The organism is Pseudoalteromonas phenolica (assembly GCF_005876835.1).
Classification (GTDB): Bacteria; Pseudomonadota; Gammaproteobacteria; order Enterobacterales; family Alteromonadaceae; genus Pseudoalteromonas; species Pseudoalteromonas phenolica_B.
Genome location: NZ_PPSW01000007.1, coordinates 114,563 through 135,424, shown reverse-complemented (window position 1 = coordinate 135,424; position 20,862 = coordinate 114,563). Strand labels below are relative to the sequence as shown.

The 20,862-nt window shown below is 39.9% G+C and carries 20 protein-coding genes; 6 read left to right on the top strand and 14 right to left on the bottom strand.

Going from position 1 to position 20,862, the window contains the following annotated elements:
• Positions 1–72: 72 nt before the first annotated feature.
• Genes C1E24_RS04420 through C1E24_RS04400 form a run of 5 tightly spaced genes read left to right on the top strand, consistent with a single transcriptional unit; the run spans position 73 to position 5,338 of the window.
• Positions 73–747, top strand: a complete 675-nt coding sequence (locus tag C1E24_RS04420; RefSeq protein WP_138479117.1) for an ABC transporter ATP-binding protein — start codon at positions 73–75, stop codon at positions 745–747.
• Positions 744–1,745 carry an HlyD family secretion protein gene (locus C1E24_RS04415; RefSeq protein ID WP_171040775.1) on the top strand — a complete coding sequence of 334 codons (1,002 nt, stop codon included), beginning with the start codon at positions 744–746 and terminating at the stop codon, positions 1,743–1,745. Before C1E24_RS04420 ends, C1E24_RS04415 begins: the two co-directional genes overlap by 4 nt.
• The gene (locus C1E24_RS04410) at positions 1,738–2,919 is read left to right on the top strand and encodes an efflux RND transporter periplasmic adaptor subunit (protein ID WP_138479115.1); all 1,182 of its coding nucleotides are present in this window, start codon (positions 1,738–1,740) and stop codon (positions 2,917–2,919) included. Before C1E24_RS04415 ends, C1E24_RS04410 begins: the two co-directional genes overlap by 8 nt.
• The gene (locus C1E24_RS04405) at positions 2,916–4,106 is read left to right on the top strand and encodes an efflux RND transporter periplasmic adaptor subunit (RefSeq protein WP_138479113.1); all 1,191 of its coding nucleotides are present in this window, start codon (positions 2,916–2,918) and stop codon (positions 4,104–4,106) included. Before C1E24_RS04410 ends, C1E24_RS04405 begins: the two co-directional genes overlap by 4 nt.
• On the top strand, positions 4,103–5,338 hold the full coding sequence (locus C1E24_RS04400) for an ABC transporter permease (RefSeq protein ID WP_138479111.1): 1,236 nt from the start codon (positions 4,103–4,105) through the stop codon (positions 5,336–5,338). Before C1E24_RS04405 ends, C1E24_RS04400 begins: the two co-directional genes overlap by 4 nt.
• Positions 5,339–5,627: 289 nt before the next feature.
• Here the strand turns inward: C1E24_RS04400 and C1E24_RS04395 are convergent, their stop codons facing one another.
• The 5 genes from C1E24_RS04395 to C1E24_RS04375 form a co-directional block, all read right to left on the bottom strand.
• Positions 5,628–7,259, bottom strand: a complete 1,632-nt coding sequence (locus C1E24_RS04395) for a methyl-accepting chemotaxis protein (protein WP_138479109.1) — start codon at positions 7,257–7,259, stop codon at positions 5,628–5,630.
• A 256-nt stretch (positions 7,260–7,515) separates the two neighbouring features.
• Complete coding sequence (locus C1E24_RS04390; RefSeq protein WP_138479107.1) at positions 7,516–8,523, bottom strand: alpha/beta hydrolase family protein; 1,008 nt, start codon at positions 8,521–8,523, stop codon at positions 7,516–7,518.
• Positions 8,524–8,963: 440 nt separating this feature from the next.
• Positions 8,964–9,173 (bottom strand): hypothetical protein, encoded by a 210-nt coding sequence (locus tag C1E24_RS04385; RefSeq protein ID WP_138479105.1) that lies wholly within the window; start codon positions 9,171–9,173, stop codon positions 8,964–8,966.
• A gap of 9 nt (positions 9,174–9,182) precedes the next feature.
• A complete protein-coding gene (locus tag C1E24_RS04380; RefSeq protein ID WP_138479103.1) occupies positions 9,183–9,791 on the bottom strand; it encodes a DUF998 domain-containing protein in 609 nt (202 codons plus the stop codon).
• Between the two features lie 47 nt (positions 9,792–9,838).
• Positions 9,839–10,687: a LysR family transcriptional regulator gene (locus C1E24_RS04375; RefSeq protein WP_138479101.1), complete on the bottom strand. Its 849-nt coding sequence runs from the start codon at positions 10,685–10,687 to the stop codon at positions 9,839–9,841.
• Between the two features lie 131 nt (positions 10,688–10,818).
• Here C1E24_RS04375 and C1E24_RS04370 point away from each other — a divergent pair, with 131 nt between their 5' ends.
• Positions 10,819–11,502 (top strand): FMN-dependent NADH-azoreductase, encoded by a 684-nt coding sequence (locus C1E24_RS04370; RefSeq protein ID WP_138479100.1) that lies wholly within the window; start codon positions 10,819–10,821, stop codon positions 11,500–11,502.
• A gap of 39 nt (positions 11,503–11,541) precedes the next feature.
• Here the strand turns inward: C1E24_RS04370 and C1E24_RS04365 are convergent, their stop codons facing one another.
• The 9 genes from C1E24_RS04365 to C1E24_RS04325 all read right to left on the bottom strand — a co-directional run bounded on the left by C1E24_RS04365 (position 11,542) and on the right by C1E24_RS04325 (position 20,861).
• Positions 11,542–11,886: a Fis family transcriptional regulator gene (locus C1E24_RS04365; protein WP_138479098.1), complete on the bottom strand. Its 345-nt coding sequence runs from the start codon at positions 11,884–11,886 to the stop codon at positions 11,542–11,544.
• Positions 11,887–12,101: 215 nt separating this feature from the next.
• Positions 12,102–12,308, bottom strand: coding sequence for a hypothetical protein (locus C1E24_RS04360; RefSeq protein WP_138479096.1), 207 nt, complete (start codon positions 12,306–12,308; stop codon positions 12,102–12,104).
• Positions 12,309–12,540: 232 nt separating this feature from the next.
• Positions 12,541–13,713, bottom strand: coding sequence for a response regulator (locus tag C1E24_RS04355; RefSeq protein ID WP_138479094.1), 1,173 nt, complete (start codon positions 13,711–13,713; stop codon positions 12,541–12,543).
• Positions 13,700–14,053, bottom strand: a complete 354-nt coding sequence (locus C1E24_RS04350) for an Hpt domain-containing protein (protein WP_138479092.1) — start codon at positions 14,051–14,053, stop codon at positions 13,700–13,702. Before C1E24_RS04350 ends, C1E24_RS04355 begins: the two co-directional genes overlap by 14 nt.
• Positions 14,037–16,106, bottom strand: a complete 2,070-nt coding sequence (locus C1E24_RS04345; RefSeq protein WP_138479090.1) for a PAS domain-containing hybrid sensor histidine kinase/response regulator — start codon at positions 16,104–16,106, stop codon at positions 14,037–14,039. The genes C1E24_RS04350 and C1E24_RS04345 overlap by 17 nt, the downstream gene beginning before the upstream one ends.
• On the bottom strand, positions 16,091–16,666 hold the full coding sequence (locus C1E24_RS04340; protein WP_138479089.1) for a PAS domain-containing protein: 576 nt from the start codon (positions 16,664–16,666) through the stop codon (positions 16,091–16,093). The genes C1E24_RS04345 and C1E24_RS04340 overlap by 16 nt, the downstream gene beginning before the upstream one ends.
• Before the next feature lie 269 nt (positions 16,667–16,935).
• A complete protein-coding gene (locus C1E24_RS04335; RefSeq protein WP_138479087.1) occupies positions 16,936–17,292 on the bottom strand; it encodes a cupin domain-containing protein in 357 nt (118 codons plus the stop codon).
• Positions 17,293–17,535: 243 nt separating this feature from the next.
• Complete coding sequence (locus C1E24_RS04330) at positions 17,536–18,228, bottom strand: polyphosphate polymerase domain-containing protein (protein ID WP_138479085.1); 693 nt, start codon at positions 18,226–18,228, stop codon at positions 17,536–17,538.
• Positions 18,225–20,861: a hypothetical protein gene (locus C1E24_RS04325; RefSeq protein WP_138479083.1), complete on the bottom strand. Its 2,637-nt coding sequence runs from the start codon at positions 20,859–20,861 to the stop codon at positions 18,225–18,227. Before C1E24_RS04325 ends, C1E24_RS04330 begins: the two co-directional genes overlap by 4 nt.
• Position 20,862 lies beyond the last annotated feature (1 nt).

Sequence of the window (20,862 nt, the reverse complement as noted above, 5' to 3'; positions counted from 1 at the left end):
GACAGTTGACTCAGTTGTTCACATTGTATACGGTGAATATCTGATAAAAATAATAATCAAGGATTGTAGCAAGTGATTGAAGTTAAGAACTTATATCGCGAATACGGCAGTGGAGAAACGCGTGTCACCGCGTTAAATGATGTTTCTATCTCCATTGAAGAGGGCGAGTTCGTCGCCATCATGGGCTCGTCGGGTTCAGGCAAATCAACGCTCATGAATATATTGGGCTGCCTAGATACACCGACAAAAGGCGAATATTTTCTCTCGAAACAGTCTATTCAAGATATGCGCGATGAAGACTTATCAAAAATAAGAAACGAGCGTATTGGCTTTATTTTCCAAACTTTTCACCTCTTAACTCGCTTGAGCGCTCTTGAAAATGTCACTTTACCGCTGCGTTACAGCGAAACCTCACCAGAAGAAGCCAAACAAAAAGGCTTAGCCATGCTTGCCAAGGTTGGGCTTGATCATAGAGCAGGGCACAAACCGAATGAAATGTCGGGTGGTCAAAGACAAAGGGTGGCGATTGCCAGAGCCCTAGTGAATGAGCCGAAAGTTATTTTTGCCGATGAGCCTACAGGTAACTTAGACAGCAAAACCTCTCACGAAATTATGTCACTGCTATGTGACTTACACCATCAAGGGCACACCATTGTGATGGTGACCCACGAAGACGATATTGCCGAGTATGCAAAACGTATTATCCGAATGAAAGATGGTGTGAAAATAGAGGACAGCCGCCGATGAAAGCATGTTTAAAACAACACAAATTAACCCCTCTTTGTTTGGCAATGTTACTAACTAGTCCAATTTTCAGTGCCAATAGCTTTGCCGAGCAGGATGCTCAAAGCATTTTCATCACAGGTGAAGTCAAAGCTGGAGATAGCCAAACTTTCTTTTCGCCACAAAGTGATACTTGGCGTGTGCAAATTGAATGGATGTTGCCAGAAGGCGAAGTGGCGAAGCCTGGCGATGTGGTTGTGGTATTCGAAGGCGGCTCTATCGCCAGCACCATAGAGCAAGATGAAGTGAGTCTTAATAATGCGCAAGATGAATTAAAAAGGCAGCAGAATAAAGGCCAGCAGGCTATTTTAGAGGCCGAATTTGCGTTAACACGATCAGACCTATTACTTGAAAAAGCGAAAATAGATGCCGCAGTGCCAAAAAGTCACGTTAGCGTGTTCGACTACGAAGAAAACCAGCTCAAACTTGAGCAAGCGGTGATCCAAAAACACAAAGCTAAAGCCAGTCTAGCTGAAGCAAAAACCACAGCGCAGGTGAATATTCGTAAACAAGAAATCGAAATCGCACGTTTACAAATTAACTTAAAAGAAAATCGAGAACGCTTAAACGACTTAACCCATAAGGCAACCAATCAAGGCCCGATCTTATATGCAAATCACCCTTGGTATGGCTCTAAATTATTTTCGGGTGCGACGGCACAACCAGGCTGGAAAATTGCAGAAATTCCAGCGATGACAGGGCTCTACCTTGAGGCTTGGGTACATGAAATTGATTATAAGCACCTTACGCTTGACCAAAGCGTTAATTTGACCCTAGACGCCTACCAAAAAACACCTATTACAGCCAAGTTAACTAATTTATCGACACAACCTGAAGAACGTAAAGAATGGGGGAAAGATGCCTATTATCGTGCTGTTTTCTCATTTGATGAAACACAAAAGCTAAAAATACTGCCGGGTATGACTGGGCGTGTGCGTTTACAAGGAGGCCAAAGTGAATAAATTTAAATTAGGCGTAATAGCCAGTATTGTCGCTTTATCATTAGCAGGCTGTGGCAGTGATGAATTTGATTATCACACTGTCGAGAAAACCAGTTTTCAGTTGGCAGTACAGGCCAATGGTGAACTAGAGTCCGCAAAACAGTCGTTGATTGCGCCACCCTCTATTGCTCGCATGTGGCAATACAAGGTGAAGTTTCTAGCACCTGAAAACAAGCAAGTTAAAAAGGGTGAGGTTGTCGCGGCATTTGACGACAAACCTGTTCGCGATCGCTTAATTGATAAAAACAGCGAATATGATCGTGCAGTCAAAGAACTTGAGAACCAAAAAGCACTAGAAATTAAAAACCAAGAAGAGCTTAAACTAGCCCTTGCCGAAGCGCAGATGAACTTTGATATTGCTGAGCGTAAAGCCGACATTAACGATGATTCGCTTTCAGACAACGATAAGCGCAAGGCGCAGATAGATTTCACCATTGCTAAAAATGACCTAGCGCTGGCACAAAAAAAACTGGCGTTTCAAAAAGAAACCAAAGAGCTCAATATTCGATTGGCTGAAGGAAAAGTAGGCCGCTTGAAGGCCGAAGTAGACGCACTAAAGCAAGACATCGAAAGGCTTAAAGTCAAAGCCCCTATGGATGGTATTGTAATGTATTACAGTAATTCGAGTGGTGAAAAGCCGACCGTGGGTGAAAGTGTGCAATTTGGCCAGCCAGTTATTGAAATGGCAGTAATAGAAGACATGCAAGTAAAAGCACAAATAGATGAAGCAGACTTTGGCCGTATTGCCCTTAATCAACATGTTAAAGTCACCATAGATGGCCCCGAGCCGCTCATTACTTCAGGTAAAATTACTACCATTGGCAGTGCTTTTCGCGAGAAGTCACCACAAGACAAACGCCGCATAGTCGATACCCTGATCACCTTAGATGATATTGATGCTGCGATCATGCGTCCTGGCTTAACTGCTCGGGTAGAAATCGCCACAGATAAAATTGAAAATGTTTTAGTTGTGCCTATCTCGGCCTTACACAATGAGCAGTCAAGTGGCGAGCGAGCCAGCGCTTACGTGATAGAAAAAGGCGGCGATAAACTGTCTGTTCAAGTCGGTAATATCAGTAATGGCTTTGCTGTGATCACAGAGGGAGTAAAACAAGGAGATGAGGTACGTCTATGAAATATTTAGCGATAGTGATCAGTGCATTATTACTAACGGCTTGCTCAGAACCGGCAGAAGTTGATGCGCAATTAACCTACGCGGTTAAAACAGCACCATTTAAGAACTATGTTGAGGCAAAGGGCGAATTAATCGCAGCAACAGAAACTGTGATCAGTACTCCCGCTTCGTCTCGTGGTCCACAAACGCTCGCATGGTTAATGCCTGAATATTCGCAAGTGAAAAAGGGTGAAGTGGTAGCGAGATTCGACGGTCGTGTCATGAGTAAGCAAAAACGTGAAAGTGAATTTTCAAACGACAAGGTCTCACAAGACTTGTCTGGCAAAAATACTGAAATTGACACAAGAAGAAAGCATTTAGGGTATGACATTGATATCGTAGAAGAAGAAAAGCAATTTGCTGAAACTTTCTCAATTGATGATGTACGCATCATCTCCAAGCTCGATATCTTAGAGCAGGCGCAAAAGGTCGATTACCTAAATGCCAAAACAGACTATTTTAATTGGCAATCAGAGCAATTTAATAGCAGTGCCCAAGGTGAGTTGGACCTCTTAAATATGCAGAGTCAGCAGCACCAAAGCAAAATCGATATGCTCAATGGTAACTTGTCATCACTAGAAGTGGTTGCCCCTCACGATGGTTTGTTAACGCACAGTGTGAACTGGCGCGGCGAAAAGCCAAGAGCTGGGCAAACACTTTGGCCAGGTCAGAAAATTGCGGGTTTACCGGATATCTCGGTGATGCAAATTAAACTATTCGTAAAAGAGCGCGAAGCCATTAACTTGCAACAAGATCAAGCGCTGGAATTTTCTTTGATCTCAGATCCGAGCAAAACTTTTACAGGCAAAGTGACCAAGCTTGCGCCTTTTCCTAAATCAATCAAACGCCAAGATCCGCAAAAGTACTATGAGCTGACTGCCAGTATAGATGAACAAGGTGCCCATTTACGACCTGGTCTAAAAGTCACAGCCAATATTATTGCCAACCAAGCAGCCGAAAAACTGGTTGTGCCTAAGTTTAGTGTATTTGCCGATGAAGACGGTGCGTATGTGCAACTTAAAACGGCCTCAGGTTATAGCAAAACCCCTGTGAGTTTGGGGCAAAGCAACTTAAGCCATGTTGAAATTACCCAAGGCCTCTCGGAGGGAGATGTGATTGCGTTGGTCGATAAGGAGGGCAAATTATGAATCTAGTGGGCTTATTTAAGGACGCGGTAGTACAGCTACAGCAACATAAACTTCGCACCTTTTTGACACTGCTTGGCATGATTTTCGGTGTAGGTGCCGTAATCGCCATGCTAAATATTGGCGAAGGCGCTCAGCGTGAAGCATTGAAAATGATTGACTCTATGGGCCTTAACAATGTCATTGTTGAAGCCAAAGACTTTGAAGAAGAAGAGCTCAGAGAGCAACGTAAACACTCCGATGGTTTGTCGCTCAATGATGGTAAAGTCGCCGTTCAAGCCTTGCCTTTTATCACTGATTTTGCCGCAGAGAAAGTGGTCGAAACTTACCATGTATTCAGTGAATACGCTAAGTTCGAAGGCCAAGCCGTGGGGGTCAGTGAAAATTACTTCAAGCTGGCGCATTTCGATTTAAGTGCAGGACGCTTGCTAAACGAGCAAGACGGACAACACTTTTCACAAGTGGCGCTGCTTGGTGCCAATACCGCTAAAACCTTGTTTCCACTTGGTGATGCGGTAGGTAAATCAGTCAAAATTAATCATCTGTGGTTTGAAGTCGTAGGTATTTTAGAAGCGCCTTTTTTGAAAAAGAAAGAGTTTCAAGGTGTGAAGCTAGGTGACGAGCAAAACCAGATTTTTATTCCTTTAAAAACAGCCATTCACCGCTTTAAAAGTGAGTTGCTCGACCCTGAAATATCGCGCATTAAGCTGGCAACGGAGCCGGGCTTTAGCCCAGTGATGGCCGCGCAAGCCATTGATGCCTTGGTCAAGGGTCGTCATAACGACATTGATGATTACAAGCTGATTGTGCCAGCTGCATTATTAGCGCAGCAAAAACAAACCCAGCAAATCTTTAATATTGTGATGTCGTGTGTGGCAGGCATTTCACTGCTGGTAGGCGGCATCGGTATCATGAATATCATGTTGGCAACAGTATTAGAGCGCACCAAAGAAATCGGCTTACTGCGCGCCATTGGCGCCACGCAAAAAGACATTCAAGTTCAATTCATTACTGAGAGTTTTACTATCTCTATTTTAGGTGGCTTGCTTGGAGTGTTTTTCGGTATCGCTTTATCTGAGTTGATTGCCTTTTATTCAGAATGGGCAGTATCTTGGTCGCTCAGCGCCATCGTTTTATCTTTCAGCATCTGTGCGCTAGTGGGCCTAACATTTGGTGTTTACCCAGCGATAAAAGCGTCAAAACTTGATCCTATAGAAGCACTGCAAAGTGATTGATTTTAGGTGGAGTAAGCGAGTTCGATAGGATGGGTTAACGAGCTCAAAGCAACAAGCTTAAAGTTAAAGACACAAAACGCAGGTGCAGAAATGTGCCTGCGTTTTTTTAAATATATTTATATCATTATCGAAATTATTTTAATTCTTGAAGATACACTAATTTTTGTAGGCACAGGTTTATTCGGCACAAAAAAAGCGCGATATAAAATCGCGCTTACTTTTCAAGTCAAAAACTGTTTTGCAGTCAGTGGCGGTGCTTCACACATACCGCGCTCTGACTTTCATATTTTTAAACCTTAAACTCTCTTACTAAATCACTTAACTCTTGCGACATAACACTGAGCTGCTGGCTGGCAGCATGGGTGTGTTCAGCACCGGTTTCGGTTTGCTCTGAAACTGCTGCGATACTGGCCATGTTATCTGCAATGACAGCGATGTTGTCAGACTGCAATTGTGCGGCCGCGGCAATTTCGGCGTTTGAAAGCTGGATAGCCTGCATCGCGCCATCTACTTGCTGTAACGTCTCATTACATTGCTTACTTATTAATAAGCCTTCATTAGCAGACTGCTTACACAGTACCATTTCATCAACAGTGGCTTTTACTCCAGTGTGAAGTTGGTTAATAATGGCCTGAATATCTTCTGTTGATTGCTGGGTACGCATTGCAAGCGTTCTAACTTCATCAGCTACAACGGCAAAACCTCGGCCTTGTTCACCCGCGCGAGCAGCTTCTATTGCGGCGTTGAGAGCCAGTAGATTGGTTTGCTCAGCTACTTTTTGAATAACATCGAGTACTTCGGTGATTTTATCAGAGCTATTTTGTAGCTCCTTCACCGCATGCTCTGCGCTATCTACTCGTTCAGCCACTTCATTGATTGAGACAGCGTTGTCATTTATGTGTTTTAAACTCTGCGATGTTAACTGACCAGCATGCTCCACGTTATCAAGGGCACTTTGTGTTTGTTGAAAAACTTCTTGGGCAGACTCGTTTAGGTGGCTGACTTTGTCTTGTACTGACGCAGTTTCTTGATGTTGTTCAACAATACCTGTTTTGATCTGCTGTGTTACCACAGATAGCTCTTCGGCTTGAGACGCTAACGACATGGTATTCTCGTTAATATTGTCTAGCACATGTCTAAACTGGGCATTACTTTCATTAAAAGCGCGTCCCATTTCAGATAACTCATCATTACCTTGATGTTTTAGCTGAATTGTTAGATCTTTTTCATTCGCAACTTGAGTCATGGTACGAGTCAATTTATTCAATGGCTTTGTAATATTACGTGCTACATATTGCGAAACAATCAGTAATATTGCGATGTAAACCAACATTTCAATAAGAATGCTACGTAAGGTTTGGTAGTAGGTCTCTTGAATATCAGTTAGGTAAATTCCCGTACCAATTACCCAGTTCCAATGTGCCTGCTTTTGAACATACGACACCTTCTCTTCTTGCTCAGTTGAACCTGGTTTTGGCCATTGGTAGGTGACAAAGCCCTGACCATATTGCTCTGCAGTATCAACAAATTGTGTAAAAGCATTTCGAATAAATGGTTTTACATGGGTTGTCATTGATTGGTCATTGAGAGCAGGTTTAATCGGATGAGCAACCATGTCACCTCGGTTGTCGAATACAAAAAAGTAGCCTGATTCACCAAAGCGGGTGTTGTTGATTAAATACTTTGCTTGTGCCTGCTTTTGCTCAGTCGTTAGGTTGGCTGACTTGGCAATGGCATTCAGTTGAGAGCTGACAGATTCCACAAGGCCAATCGCCTTTGTTTGTCTTTCAGCTGTCATTGTGTCTTTCAATTTGTTTGCAGCAGAGAGTTGGATCCCCACTATAATTGCGATAGAGATAGCAATAGAGATTCGCAGCTTATTGGCAACTTTTACTTTGCCAAGCAGGCGGTTAATGTTCAAAACAATGACCTCACATTTTGTATGTATATTGTTAATGAAATGGCAGTGGGTGGGGAGTTTACCCTAAAAAGGTGCAATAATGAGATTTATTTTTATTAATGAGTTATTACTTTTTGGATCTTTATATGCAAAAACCTGATTAAACATCAGTTTTTTATTATTCAGTTAATGTAAATGAAAGTGAAAATCAATAATGTTTTTAGATTAGAAAGGTAAGAGAGGCATAAACCAAGTTCTGATCTATGCCTCTTTTTACTTATAAATGGGCTTTAAACCAACTCACAATCTCAGCATCGGCTTGTGATTTAGAGCGTTCTAAAAAGTGATTGTCTTCAGGGTATAGCACTAACTTGTGCGGTACTTTATGCTTTTTGAGTGCGGCTGCTAAATTCTCAGAGTGAGTAGCTGATACGCGTTTATCTTTTTCACCATGGATCAGCAAAATAGGCCTGTCTTTTGGCATGGTATCTACCCAATTTAACACTGAGCGTTTGGCCAGTTCATGGTCTTTATTTTGTGCATAATTTGGAATTCGGTTTTTATAGACTTTTTCCATATTGGCACGTATCTCAAGACCCGTTTTTAAATCGGCGCTACCGGCAATGGTCGCAATGGCTTTGATTTTTGAAGTTTGCTTAGCGGCCAAATGTGTTTGCATACCGCCTCGACTCGCGCCAAACATACCAATTCTATTGGTATCTGCACCGTTTAGATGAGGTATTAAATCAAGCAGAGCTAATACATCATTAACGTCTTCTCCGCCAAATTGGTCGAGGTTATCATCTTTGCTGAAAGTGCCTCGATATTGTGAGCCAATGATCACAAACCCTTGTTCGGCAATTGGAAATAGGTTCGCCATCATGGCGCCAAATACCACACTCCCAAAGTTACCATTACCCCCTCGGTTATAAATTAAGGTTGGTAAAAGTTGCACAGAACCTTTCGGCTTGATGACATAACCCCAGACATCATTACCGTCGACCTTGTATTTAAAGTTTGTGCAATCTAGCTTATCTTTGAAAGCATTAAATTGTTCTTCACCAAAGCGGTCATCAAACACTTTCATGCGTTGAGCGATTTTCTGAGGTTCAGTCACCCTTCTTTTGATTTTATTTTCGATCATGCCACGCCAAATACCATAAGTTTCAAAGCGACCGCTAAAGCAACTTTTTTGTTGTTCTACTTGTTGGTTGTTAATTGTTGAGGCTGCAAGTGCACTTATAGAAGAAAATAGGGCAGCAGTTAAAATAAGAGGTTTTAGCATGGAACATCCATTTATTCTTGTTTGTACCTAAAATATCTTTTGATGACGACTTAAGTCAATGAAAAACATGGTTTAGTTTTGGCTATTGCTTCACCCAATTCATATATTGTTCGTCGGTGTAATCTAAGATCTGTTATTTAACTTTTTAGTGATATGGATTGAACCCTAGGGAAAATTGAAATGTACACGATATAAAATCGCGCCTACAGTTAGCGAGCTAGTTCAGTTTCAACTGTGTTTGTAGGCGAGGGTTTACCCCTCGCAAAAATATGAAATGTGAGCGATATAAAATCGCGCCTACAGTTAGCGAGCAAGCTCAGTTTAAGCTGTGCTTTTAGGCGAGGGTTTACCCCTCGCAAAAAGTTGAAATGTGCGCGATATAAAATCGCGCCTACAGTTAGTGAGCAAGTTCAGTTTCAGATGTGCTTGTAGACGAGGGCTTAACCCTGCAAATGAGCCAGCAAGTGCGGCTCTAGTTGCTTAATTAGGTTGACGACATTTTTAGATGGAATATCTAAAAACAGCCAGCCATCAGTACCCATGATCTCTAGCTGCGATATTGCCAAATCGTTTTGTTCAGAAACTTCTCCCGACACTCTAAAAATACCTAACGGCGTATGTATGCGGCTAATTTCAAAAGATTGTTTCATTATTGATTATTAATTAAAAGAGATGACTAGAGAGAACACACTCAACCAGGCTAGCTGCGTGCCATAAGAAATACGCTGATATAGACCGACTTTTTGTTTCTGCACATAGGCTTTCTTCATCAACATGAGGGTATAAATAGTAGCGATAAGGCTCATGATCGAAAAGGCTTTAAACGCGATGCTGTTAATGGCAGAGAGCGGCGCGATTACCATGAATATGGGCGCTAGCAACAGTGAAAGCAACATAAATAAACCCGCCCACGAATGAATGTTACAGTCACGACTCGGTGCTTTTGTGTAAGGATCTGAGTCCATCGGAAAAAAGCCAGCAACCCAAGTGCCTAGGCCATGCACGACAATGCATATTCCAGTTAGTTGTAGCCATATATTAGGTTCTAAGTTAAATACATACGCACCAAAGAGACAAAACAATACGCCGAGTGGGTAGTTATTGATAAGAGGAGAAAACCTTTGTGTTGGGCTACCAACGGCACCTAATTCGCTACAAAACTGCTCGCTATGATTGTAGTTTGGGTAAAGCTTTGCAGCATAAAACACACCTAAAACCAACCAAATTGACGCGATTAAACCCATTAAAGACATGACTTGTTCAAGCATCTGATAACTCTCCTTAATTCAGCTTTTACTCGATGCTTATTGTTCCATTACAGCATGAGATTGTCTAACCATTCGATGAACATATGGTTGTGTCTAGAGGTATTTTTTTGTTTGTTTTCGATGTAGTAACAAAAGGCAGAATCGATAGCTTGGGTGTTCAATTCTTTAAGTAGTCCGGCTTGCAGGTATCCTTGAGTGAGTGTTTTTGAACAAAACACATAGGCGTTTTCGAGCATGGCTTGTTGAATGCCAAACAGCTCTTGATCGAAATACTTAACGACAACTTGTTTGTCTTGTAATGCATTAAGAGCAAGCCAGTCTTCAAGTGGGGCTTTTGGAAAAGCGTTGTTTTTCCACTTGGTGGTGTAAATAGTCACGCAATCATTGTAGATGAATTTATCTGCGACATGCGGCGCACTAAACAGATTAAATTGCTCGCACTTGATGATATCTGCTTGGTTTTGTTGCTCACGTATTCCAAATCTAACGGGTAAGGTGAAGTTATCTGTTGTAAGTTGTTCACCACTGGTGATGTTGACAGTTATCTGAGGGAATTGCTGATAAAAGCCGTGTAGCGCTGGAATAAGCACTAATGCGGCAAAAGATGAGGTGGTTGCGACATTGATCAATTTGTCTTTCGCCGTCACTTTATCAATACCAGCTTGTATGATGTTAAAGCCTTGGTTTGTGGCTTCTGCCAATTGCCTTCCAGCAGCTGTGAGCGTGACTTTTCTTGTTTCACGAATAAATAAGTTCACATTGAGTCGTTGCTCAAGGTTATTTATGTGGTGAGAAACAGCTGTGGGTGAAATTGCCAGCTCTGTGGCTGCCGCTTTAAAACTCCCCAGTCTTGCTGCCGACTCAAATGCTTTTAGTGCGGGTAATGAAACATTCATAGCGGTTATCGTTAACTTAAAAAAGTAAAATAGATAAGTTTAACTCATCTGTAAATGTTTTTTACTCGTTTGTTTAAGTATCAAAAAGTGACAAAAATGACACACAAATTAAACCAATGAGGTACTAAAAAATGAGTGTTGTACTACATATAGATGCAAGCGTAAGAGCAATTTCTAACGACAATCCTGATCATGATTCTATTTCTAAAAAACTGGCAAGAAGATTTATCTCAGAGCTGAAAAAGCAAACTCACATAGATGAGTATATGTATCGAGATATCGGAGTGAACCCGCCGCAGTTTATTACGCAAGATTGGATTGGTGCGGTGTTTACGCCAAAGGCTAGCAGAACGGCACAGCAACAGCAAATCTTGGCTCAGTCTGATACCTATATTGCTGAGCTTGCAAAAGCGGATGTGATCGTAATTTCATCGCCCATGTACAACTATGGTATGCCTGCACAACTCAAGGCGTGGTTTGATCAAATCATTCGTATTAATGAAACCTTTGATTTTGACTTAGCCCGTGGCGATAAGCCTTTAGCGCCGTTAATGTCGGGTAAGACTTTGGTTATTATTACTTCAAGTGGTGAATTTGGTTTTGAAAAAGGCGGTATCAACGAAGCGCATAGCCATTTAGTGCCGCATCTTCGCACTTTGAGCAAATATTTGGGAGTTGATCAGATTTTTGAAGTCGCCTCTGAATATCAAGAATTTGCCGACGAACGACATAAAAATTCAATGAATATGGCAGAGCAGAAATTAAGCGCTATTGCCAGCGTTTTATCTGAGAAGAAAAGTGTGAATTTAAATTGATTTCAGCTCTAGGTAACTAGCTTTTAGTTACCTAGCTTCCTAGTTACCTAATCTTCTAGCCCAATTACCATTATGTTCAGCCAGGCAGTTTTCTTCAGAGTCGTAACTGACTACTTTAGCCACTGACTTTATTTTTAATTTCATAATATTTAACTCTTTACTAATAAGATCGAGTAAATATGCATTCTGTGACGAGTTTAAGTAGTCATTCAATTGTTCGTTGGTATCAAACACACAGGTGATCTTTAAGCTATTTGGAAAATCTGAGTAGTTAGCTTGGTGAGTTAGCCACTGAAACCCTTCGATATCTTTGAGGGCGGCATCACACACTTGAGTAAGTGATTCTCTGAGTTGATTGTCTATTTTTTTGTCGGACTTACGCATAGAAAAATACCTGAACTGCTCTATCACATTAATTGGTTTTGGCGGGCAGTATACAGGGCTAAAAGCCATTTGAAATCGAATTATATAGGCAAAGCTGATCATAGGTGTTATCTCATTGTTGTAACCTCGTCCTGTGGTTGTGAAAAATGGCAAAGCCAGAGTGTGCATATATAAATAGCATTACTCTGGCTATTAGAGTTTTAAATAGTTTTGCATCAGTTGTACCCTAATACACAGGCCTCTTCTCGAGACGCTTCATGCTTTTCACCCATGAATTGTTCGTTTAAGTCATGCAATTTGCACTCTTGCTTTTCTAGCATGGCTAATACTTGTTTGCGATAGTCGTGAGAACTATTAAAAAGTTGAGCGTTTAATTCAGGGAATAACTCTTTAAGGTTTTGATAAGTAGTTAATGTATACATGGCGGCTTCCTCATACTTCATTTTTAATTTACTCACTGTAGATAAAGCAGAGGGTGTGCCAATTGTAAGTTATTGATTATTAATTTAACGAAACTTTTAAATTTCGTTTTGAAACTTAATTTGCAATTTGCGAATTAATTTGAGAGTTTTTTGAAGTACCATCAACTCAATATGGTGAAATTAATGTACTCTTTCGCACTTAAAAACATTCTTAGAGATAAAGGTCACTTTTTTATTTAAGTACTTTTTTTATCGTAGTGAGGATCTCTTCTTTTGTTGAAGGTTTCAAAATGTAACCATCCAAGCCATGGTTAGCCCATTTTTTCACTAATTGCTTATTTTTATTACCAGACAAAGCCACTACTGGTGTTAACTTATTTTTTCCTACATTGCGGATATGTTTAGTAGTATTTAAACCATCTAAATTTGGTAAGAACAGATCCATTAATATTAAATTATATTTATGCTGCTTTATTTTCTTTATAGCAGCTAAACCATCATCAACCTGCTCTACTTCAAACCCTTGACTTGAAAGAACTTCACCTATCATTTCTCTATAAATGTGGTTATCTTCAACGAGCAGAATAGATTGGGGCAGCTCAGGTTCAATTGAATTTATCGCTAGGTTAGAGTCATTTGATAATTCTTTATTGGGGAAAATTGGCTGTTCAAGTTTCTGTATTAGTTGGTTATTTAAACTTTTAGAGTGTTTCAAACTATCAACTAACTCAAGTAATTTACAAGAAATAGAGTGTTCAAGTGCATTTAATAAAGGCTGCAGGTGCTCTTCATTGAGGTCATTTATTAATTTTTTACTGATATCGTCTGGTAATTGATCTAGCAACCCTTTGTTTAGTGAGTTTACCTCTGTTCTACTTTTGTTAATTTCTTCAATCAAAGATTCTTTATAACTTAAACCTAATTCAATCTGAGAGTTTATTTCCTTGTCATGGTTTTGTACTAATTCATTTAGTGAATTAATACAGTCTGATGCAGAATCAAACCTTTTAAGTCCTTCGAAAATAATAAGTTGGAGCCTAAACTTTTCATATAACGGTTGAAACACAAAGTAGCTGTCGAAAAGCTTTTTTAAGCAACACTTAAATGCAAGCCCAGATTCTTTATTGCTGCAAAGTAAAACACTATAGTGGTTTTTTATTAAATAGTTCCTCTTAATTAATTGGTTATACATACAAATACTTTTTTTTACGTCTGAGAGTGCGAAAAGTAACACTTTAGGTGCTAGTTGCTTAATATCTTCAAATGCAGTTTTTTTTATAATTAGGCAGCTATAATCATCAGTCTGTTCTGAAATAATCTCGTTTACTCCGTGAACGTCTTCTTCTTTGTGAGCTAATATTAAAATCGAAGGATGACGCTTTGCTACTCTGTTATGGTTCTTCATTTCTCAATTCCGATTTTATCGCTTTTAATTCAGTGTTTAATTTTATGAGTAGCTGTTTGATAGCTGGTTTATTATTTACTAAACACTGTTCTTCAATACTTTCTAAAAAGTAAGCACTTCGTTCAGCACCAATTGCTTTTGCAGAAGTTTTTAGAAAGTGTGCACTTTCCTTAATGTTAAAAAAGTCATTTGAATTGAAGTAATTGACAATTTCTTTGAGCGAAGAGGCTGATTGTATTAAAAATTCATGCTGAAATTTTTTGATTTTTATGGGCTCATTTCCAATTAGATCAATGATTGTGTCATTATTTAGAGTTTGAAGGTTATTTGGGCTGCTCATACCATCTTTCCATTATTAGTTTAATTTCTGAAAGTTTTACAGGCTTACTTAAAAAGTCATTCATGCCAATTGAGGTGCACAGCTCTTTTTCACCTTTCATAACTGCACCAGAAACAGCAATAATAGGCACAGGTTGTTTTTCTAAAAGGGCCTCTTCAGTTCGAATGTTTTGTGTCATTTCATAGCCGTCTAATTCTGGCATATGGCAGTCGGTTAGAATTAATTTGTAATCATGATTTCGCCAATGGATTAAACCTTCTTTCCCATTGTTTGCTACGTCGCATTCTATACCTAGCTTTGCTAACTGGCTCTTTAGTAATTTTTGATTTAAGTGATTATCTTCAACTAAAAGCACATCATGTTTAGAGTTAGTTGAGTCGTTTTCATTCGAAATTAATGCAGATGAAAACTCTGTTATGCTGAGATCCTTAAGGAAAAAGTCATCTTGATTAGAATCTTTTAGTAGCTGTTCAAAACTTGTAAGAGTAATTGGCTGATTAACTGTTAGGGCTAAATGAGGAAGTTCTATACTTAGATTTTCGTAGTCTTTTGGTTCTACGAAGACAATAGCTTTTTCTAATAACTCTATTTTTTTATGCAATTTCTTTAACTGATTAATATTTGATACTAGTAAAATGAGGTAATCGAAAGATGTGTGAAGGTTGGTGATTTTATCTAAATTACTACACTCTTGGGTTTTATTATTGCTTTCAATTAGCTTTTGAAGGTATTGGTTGTTATCTGATGGCGAGCCAATATGGTAAAAAATAATTTTATGTTGCTTAGTTAGTAATTCTTGATGAGTATCTACCCACATAGGGACTTTGACTGTGAAGTCGCTGCCTTTATTTAAAATACTTTCTACACTTATTTCACCTCCCATTAAATCAATCAGTTTTCCACAAATAGATAGGCCCAGACCTGTCCCCCCGAATTTTCTGGTTGTTGATTTCTCTGCTTGTGTGAAAGGAGTAAATAACTTACTAATTGTTTCCTTACTCATACCAATACCAGTATCAGATATCTTAATTGATACTTCAGATTGATAAATGTTCAACAGTTCTATATGCACAGATATCGAAATCTGTTTATGCTGTATATGCGAGGCGTTAGTAAACTTAAGTGCATTACCGAGAATATTTAATAAAATTTGCCTAAGGCGCTTCTCATCACCTTTGAACGTTAAATTATTTTGGAAGTTCTCGTATATGGTTAGCTGAATTCCTTTCTCGAAGGCTGAAGCTGAAAATGTATTGATTACTTCTGTCAGCAGTTGGGAGATATTAAAACTGACAGTCTCTAATTCTATTTTACCAGCCTCTATTTTATTTAAATCCAGAATATCATTCAGAATGCTGATAAGGTGATTAGCTGAAGAATATGCTGTATTAACAAGCTCTCGAGAGTCTGCTGGTAAGGTATTATTTGATAATAAATCGAGCGAACCTACAATGCCATTCAAGGGAGTTCTTAATTCATGGCTAATCATTGATAAGAACTCAGATTTAATCTTATTAGCGTTTTCAGCTTTTTCGAGTGTTTTATGCAGCTCCTCAGTTCGTTCAATAACACGGCTTTCCAATTGCATATTTAGCTCTTTTAAAGCCTTTTGCGTAGAAAAAATTTCAGTTTGATCGATACAAACACCGTCTATACGGCAAGGTACCCCTTTAGGGTCTGTGCCAACCCGTCCTTGTGCAAAAACATATATGAGTTCGTTATTGTTTAAGATCCCTCTGTAATGCTCCTTAAACTCTTCGCCTGTTAATAGGCTATGCTCTAAAGATGTTAATACTCTTTCTTTATCTTCTGGGTGAAGCCGTTGCACCCATTTATCAAGATTTCCAATATCTTCTGGATTCATTTTAAAAATTTGATTTGCTTGTAAATCCCAACTCCATAGCCAATCATGTGTATCTTTAGTACTTCTCCATGTACCAATTTTGCCAGCTTCAATGGCTAGTTGTTTACTTTCATTGGCATCATTTAAAGATAGGATCGCAAGCTTCTCGAACGTACAATCTTGGATTGTGCCATTTATCCATTTATCCATTTATCCTTTATGCAGTTACAAAGGCTGCCTTTTAATGCGAACCACTTCTCGTCGTTGTTTCGGCTAAGCTTAAAGTCAAATTGTAATGGCGCACCTAGATTAATATGGTTTTCGAAAAGTATAGGAAACTGTGGCCTATCTTCTTTGTGAACAAAAGAAAGTAACTTTCTCCAGCTTATATTTTGTGATTGAGTTAGACCAAGAAAGCTCCGAGCAATATCTGAGAGGTATACTTTTTTAGTTTCGATATTGAATCCCCAGACACCGATGCAAGAGTTTTCAATCGCACTATTTAAGAAGTCTAGTTGCTCACCTACCTCATCATCAGATACGTTGAATACAAAGCAAAAACCGTTATCAATCTTGTACTTACTAAAAGAGAGTGCCTTGCCTTGGTAAACTGTTTTAACTAAGTTGCTTACGTCAAAGTTAGCATTGAACACGTAATCTATTGATTGGTTTAAAAGTAATGATTTTTCTAGATAGCGTTCTGCAGCTCTATTAATAGAGGTAATAGTAAGTGAGTGGTTGGTTGTGATATAGGGAATAGCTTCTTCCATGATTTTTTCCTAACAAAATAGGATTAGGTAACATGATTAAGTATAGCTATTGATTTATTTTTGAACAGGAAGTCTATTAATTATAAAGTTAAATTTAGTTACAGTTGAAAAGTTCTATTCTTAAGTGAAGTCAAATAACTTACGCAGTGAAAATAATGATTACGTTAAGTTATTCATGTATTTGAGCTTGAAAACAAGTTATCCATTTCGTTGTCACAAGCCCAAATAAATCGAGTTTTATAATTTCATTTGCTTATACATACTTAGCTTCAAAGTTTGCTGTTTTTTATTTCAGTTTCAACAATGATGATTTCACTGTCGCCGATATTTTTAACATTGTGCGTGCCGCCTGGCATATACAGAGTTTGGCCATCTTTTACAGTAATAATACGGTCAGGCTTACTGGTATCTTCAGGTGTGATGGCAAGTACGCCCCCTTTGACAAAATACACAACGCGGTTTGCATAAATATGCGTATGTAAGCCTGACTCGCTACCTGCAGGATAAGTGGCTCTGATTACTTCAACGTCGGCGTTGTCGAGTAAGATTTCTTTTTTGGTTTTGATGGCTGCAAAGCTCGATGTGCTAACGACGAGCAGCGTGGCTAAAAATGTGTATTTCATCATGTTGATATCGTTGTTGTTTTAAGTTGTTAAATACTATGACGTATTTTAAATGTATTGCAAAGCGCGATATAAAATCGCGCCTACGGGTAATGGGCTAGTGCGGTTTTAATGATGATTGTAGGCGAGGGTTTATCCCACGCAAAAAGGTGAAATCTGCGCGATCTAAAATCGCGCCTACAGATAGAGACTCTGTGCGGTTTAAACTGCGGTTGTAGGCGTGGGTTTACCCCACGCTCAACATATTTATTGCCACATTAATTGCCGAATACCATTCACATACTTTGAATGGCGGGACTGACGTAGCGGACAAGTAGCTAATAAGCGGCTTAGTTCTTTCTCAAATTCCGCATCGGCTTTTAGCTCAAGCAACACATAATCTCCAAGCGGCACACTTCTGTGCAGGTTTACATCGGCTTTATACCTTTGGTCATAGACGCAAATGTTTTTATCAAATGTTGCTCTAATTTTCTGGCAGTTCGAAATAAAATACTGGCGCGTATAGCGGCAGATAAGCACGGGGGTGTGCTCAACACCCCAAAGCAATTGCCCTTGCTCAGGCAGATTGTCAAAGCTGAGTTTTAGCGCTTTGGCCCAGCTAAACTCTGGATCATTAAAGTCAAATTGGGTATCGAAAGTGACCTTGTAACCTTTACCACCTTGGCGATGTTTAAATTCAAGCTTGGCTTTATTGGCATCATCGAGTTGATTGTACCAACGAATGCGCACTTTCTTGCGTACACTGATCCCACTAAGGTTTTCTTCATAGCGCTCTAAATGGGGGGTGTCTAAATATAAGCTGTTTACATCGCGGTCAGGAAAATGCGGCTTAAACCATAAAGCATGGGTCATTAGCCATATTCTAACTTCTTCTAAACGGTTAAGCGGAATAGGGATCTTAACCTCGAAGCGATAATTTGGGGTGTTATCTGTATTCATCTTGGCTTATCCGATTTCATAATTGTTCTGTAAAGGCCCTTTACATCGAGGTCTTGGCTATCAATTGCGGTGCCATTGATGGTGAGCACGCTACCCGTTTCGACGGTGATTTTAGTCTCGCACTGTGCGTCTAAGCAGTTAAATTCACTGACATCTAAAATTGCGCCACCAAAAATTGGCTTTTTCGAATAGCTCATTAAGGCATGATGTTTAACGTTTTTAGCCGTGATATTGGTTGCTGTTATCTTGGTATCATCTTTGGCAACTAAACCAAAATTAACGTTATTAAAACGGGCGGTATTCACGATTAAATGACTGCGCTCGCCACCAGAAATGGCTTTGTCTCTTACGCCATTAAACGACACATTATTCAGGGTGAGTTTTGAACCACTGACATCAATACCGTCCCCGCCAGAGCGAAAACCTATGCTTCTAAACTCACTGTCGTTAACGGTACCCATACAGAAATCGCAATCAAAGGCATCAGATAGTGCATTGGTGATCAACATGCGATTAATTTCGATATCGCCATTAATGATGTTTAAGCCATCTTCTGACTGATTTTCACTAATGTGCATGTCTTCAAGCAGCACTGGTGTTTTAACAAAATAGGTTGCGCCGCGTGGCTGCCATAAGCCTAGCTTCGGGTTGCTTGAGTAGCTGATATTGAGATGTCTGACAACAGACTTAGGACTGTACTCGTTTGAGAACACACTGAGTCCCGACCATTTTCGGCTACTGACTTGCTTGGTTAATGACGCAGGATTGTCAGCAGTGCCTTTCACTGTTAAGTGACCGAACACCATCAAGCCTGCTTTGGTTGCAAACTCTAAGTGTGCGCCAGCAGGCAAAACTAATTCAGTGTTATCAGGGGTGACTAAAAAGTCGTTAATTTGCCAAGTTCCGGGTTTTACAAACCAATACCCTTCATTGACTTCAATAAACGGGTATTGACTCATTAAAGCTTGATTTAATGGCTGTGGACGAGGAATAAAGTGCAGTGGCGCGATGTCTTTTTTAAACTGAAATGTTGCAATTTTCTTGCTCGCTAAAGCGGCACGTAAATCAACTGCGACAATGTCAGCAGGTAAGTTAATGTCGAGTGTCTCACTAGGGTTCAATACCCGAGGAAAGTCCGCGTTAACCTCTTCTAGCTCAGAGCGATCTTCATAGCGATTAAGACCGGTGATACTTTTCAAGTGTAGTGGTTCTTTATCGTTGTTTACGAGTTTTAATACGCCAGTTCCAGATCTAGAATTAAAACGCGCTAAGATATCCCAATTGGCGTGGCCTGCGTAATCTTGCATATGTTGATGTAAGCTTTCATCAAACTGTCCAATATTTTGGCAACCAGCACCTTGGTAATCACTTTGCCAGCACATGACTTGGGTTTTCATAATCGTTAAATCAAAAGACGCCAATAGCGGGCTGTCGCCATGTAATTTGTTCAGTAGTGTTTGCTCATAGGCTTCTAATTCTGATATTAAGTTTTGATTAATACGTTCAATTAAGGTTTGCTTAGCCACATCATAATGAGAGCGAATAATAGGGTCATTTAACATGGCTTTTGATAATACAAAGTCGTGGCTTGGTGGTGTCATCAACCAATTGTGTTTAGCTGGTGTAACCGCTACATCACTTTGGATAGGTTCAAATTTGGCTAAATGCGGATTGTAATACCAGCGCCAGTTATTCCATGTGAGCGCATGCCACGCACCCCATAGGTCAACAGTGGCTAAGTATTGGCCCATTTTTTTAGCATCAAATACATCACTGGCAGGGCGTTTTTTATTTAAAAAGTCATCCAGCAGCGCAAGTGCAATTTGTCTTTGTTGGCTCAGAGCTGGGTTGCCGAGAATGGTGCCGCGTTGCAGCTCTCGAGGTTTAAGCACGCGCGTGATCTCACCGGCACTATTTTGAGTTTGTTCATGTATATCGAGTCGAGCTATTAATCCTTCGGTACGATCATTCACAGCAAGTAGTGATTGGCTAAAGGCTTGCTCTACAAACATGGTGCCCCAATCGATACCGTTTAGCACGACGCGAACTGGAATGTTTTTAGGCGCAATAATATCAAAGTCAGCCAACTCCATCGTTTTACTGAATAAGCTAGGGCCTTGATGAATGCGCACATTAGGGGCTACTAAAGCAAATTTTCTAGATTCAAATAAGGCTTTTTTCTTTTTCAGTTCAAAGCGCAATGACCAACGGGTGTCGTTGCTAACATGATCAAGCATGTCACCTTGAAGACGCACTTTGGCAAAGTACTTTTGTTGGTTTAAATAAAGGGTGGCATTCACTTGATTGCGCTGCTCGGCAATGATGCCGTTTTTAAGCGCGTTGTTTCTATCTTGTTCAAGTTTGAGCCAGTCCTGATATTTAATATCGACTTTGATAACAGGCAAGTCTTTATCGGCAGTCAGCAGGCGCTTAGGTGCAAGGCTGATGTCTTGCACCAATTGCATGAGTTTGCTCTTACCATCTTCGTAGTGGGCAACATAGCCGTTATGAATAAGAGCTATTTTTACTGCATTCACTGAGGGTATTAACAGTAATATAAGAATTAACACGCCCAGCATAAACGCCTTGCGTTCGGGTGGGGTGTAGGCGGCTTTAGGCGTATCGAGTCTCATA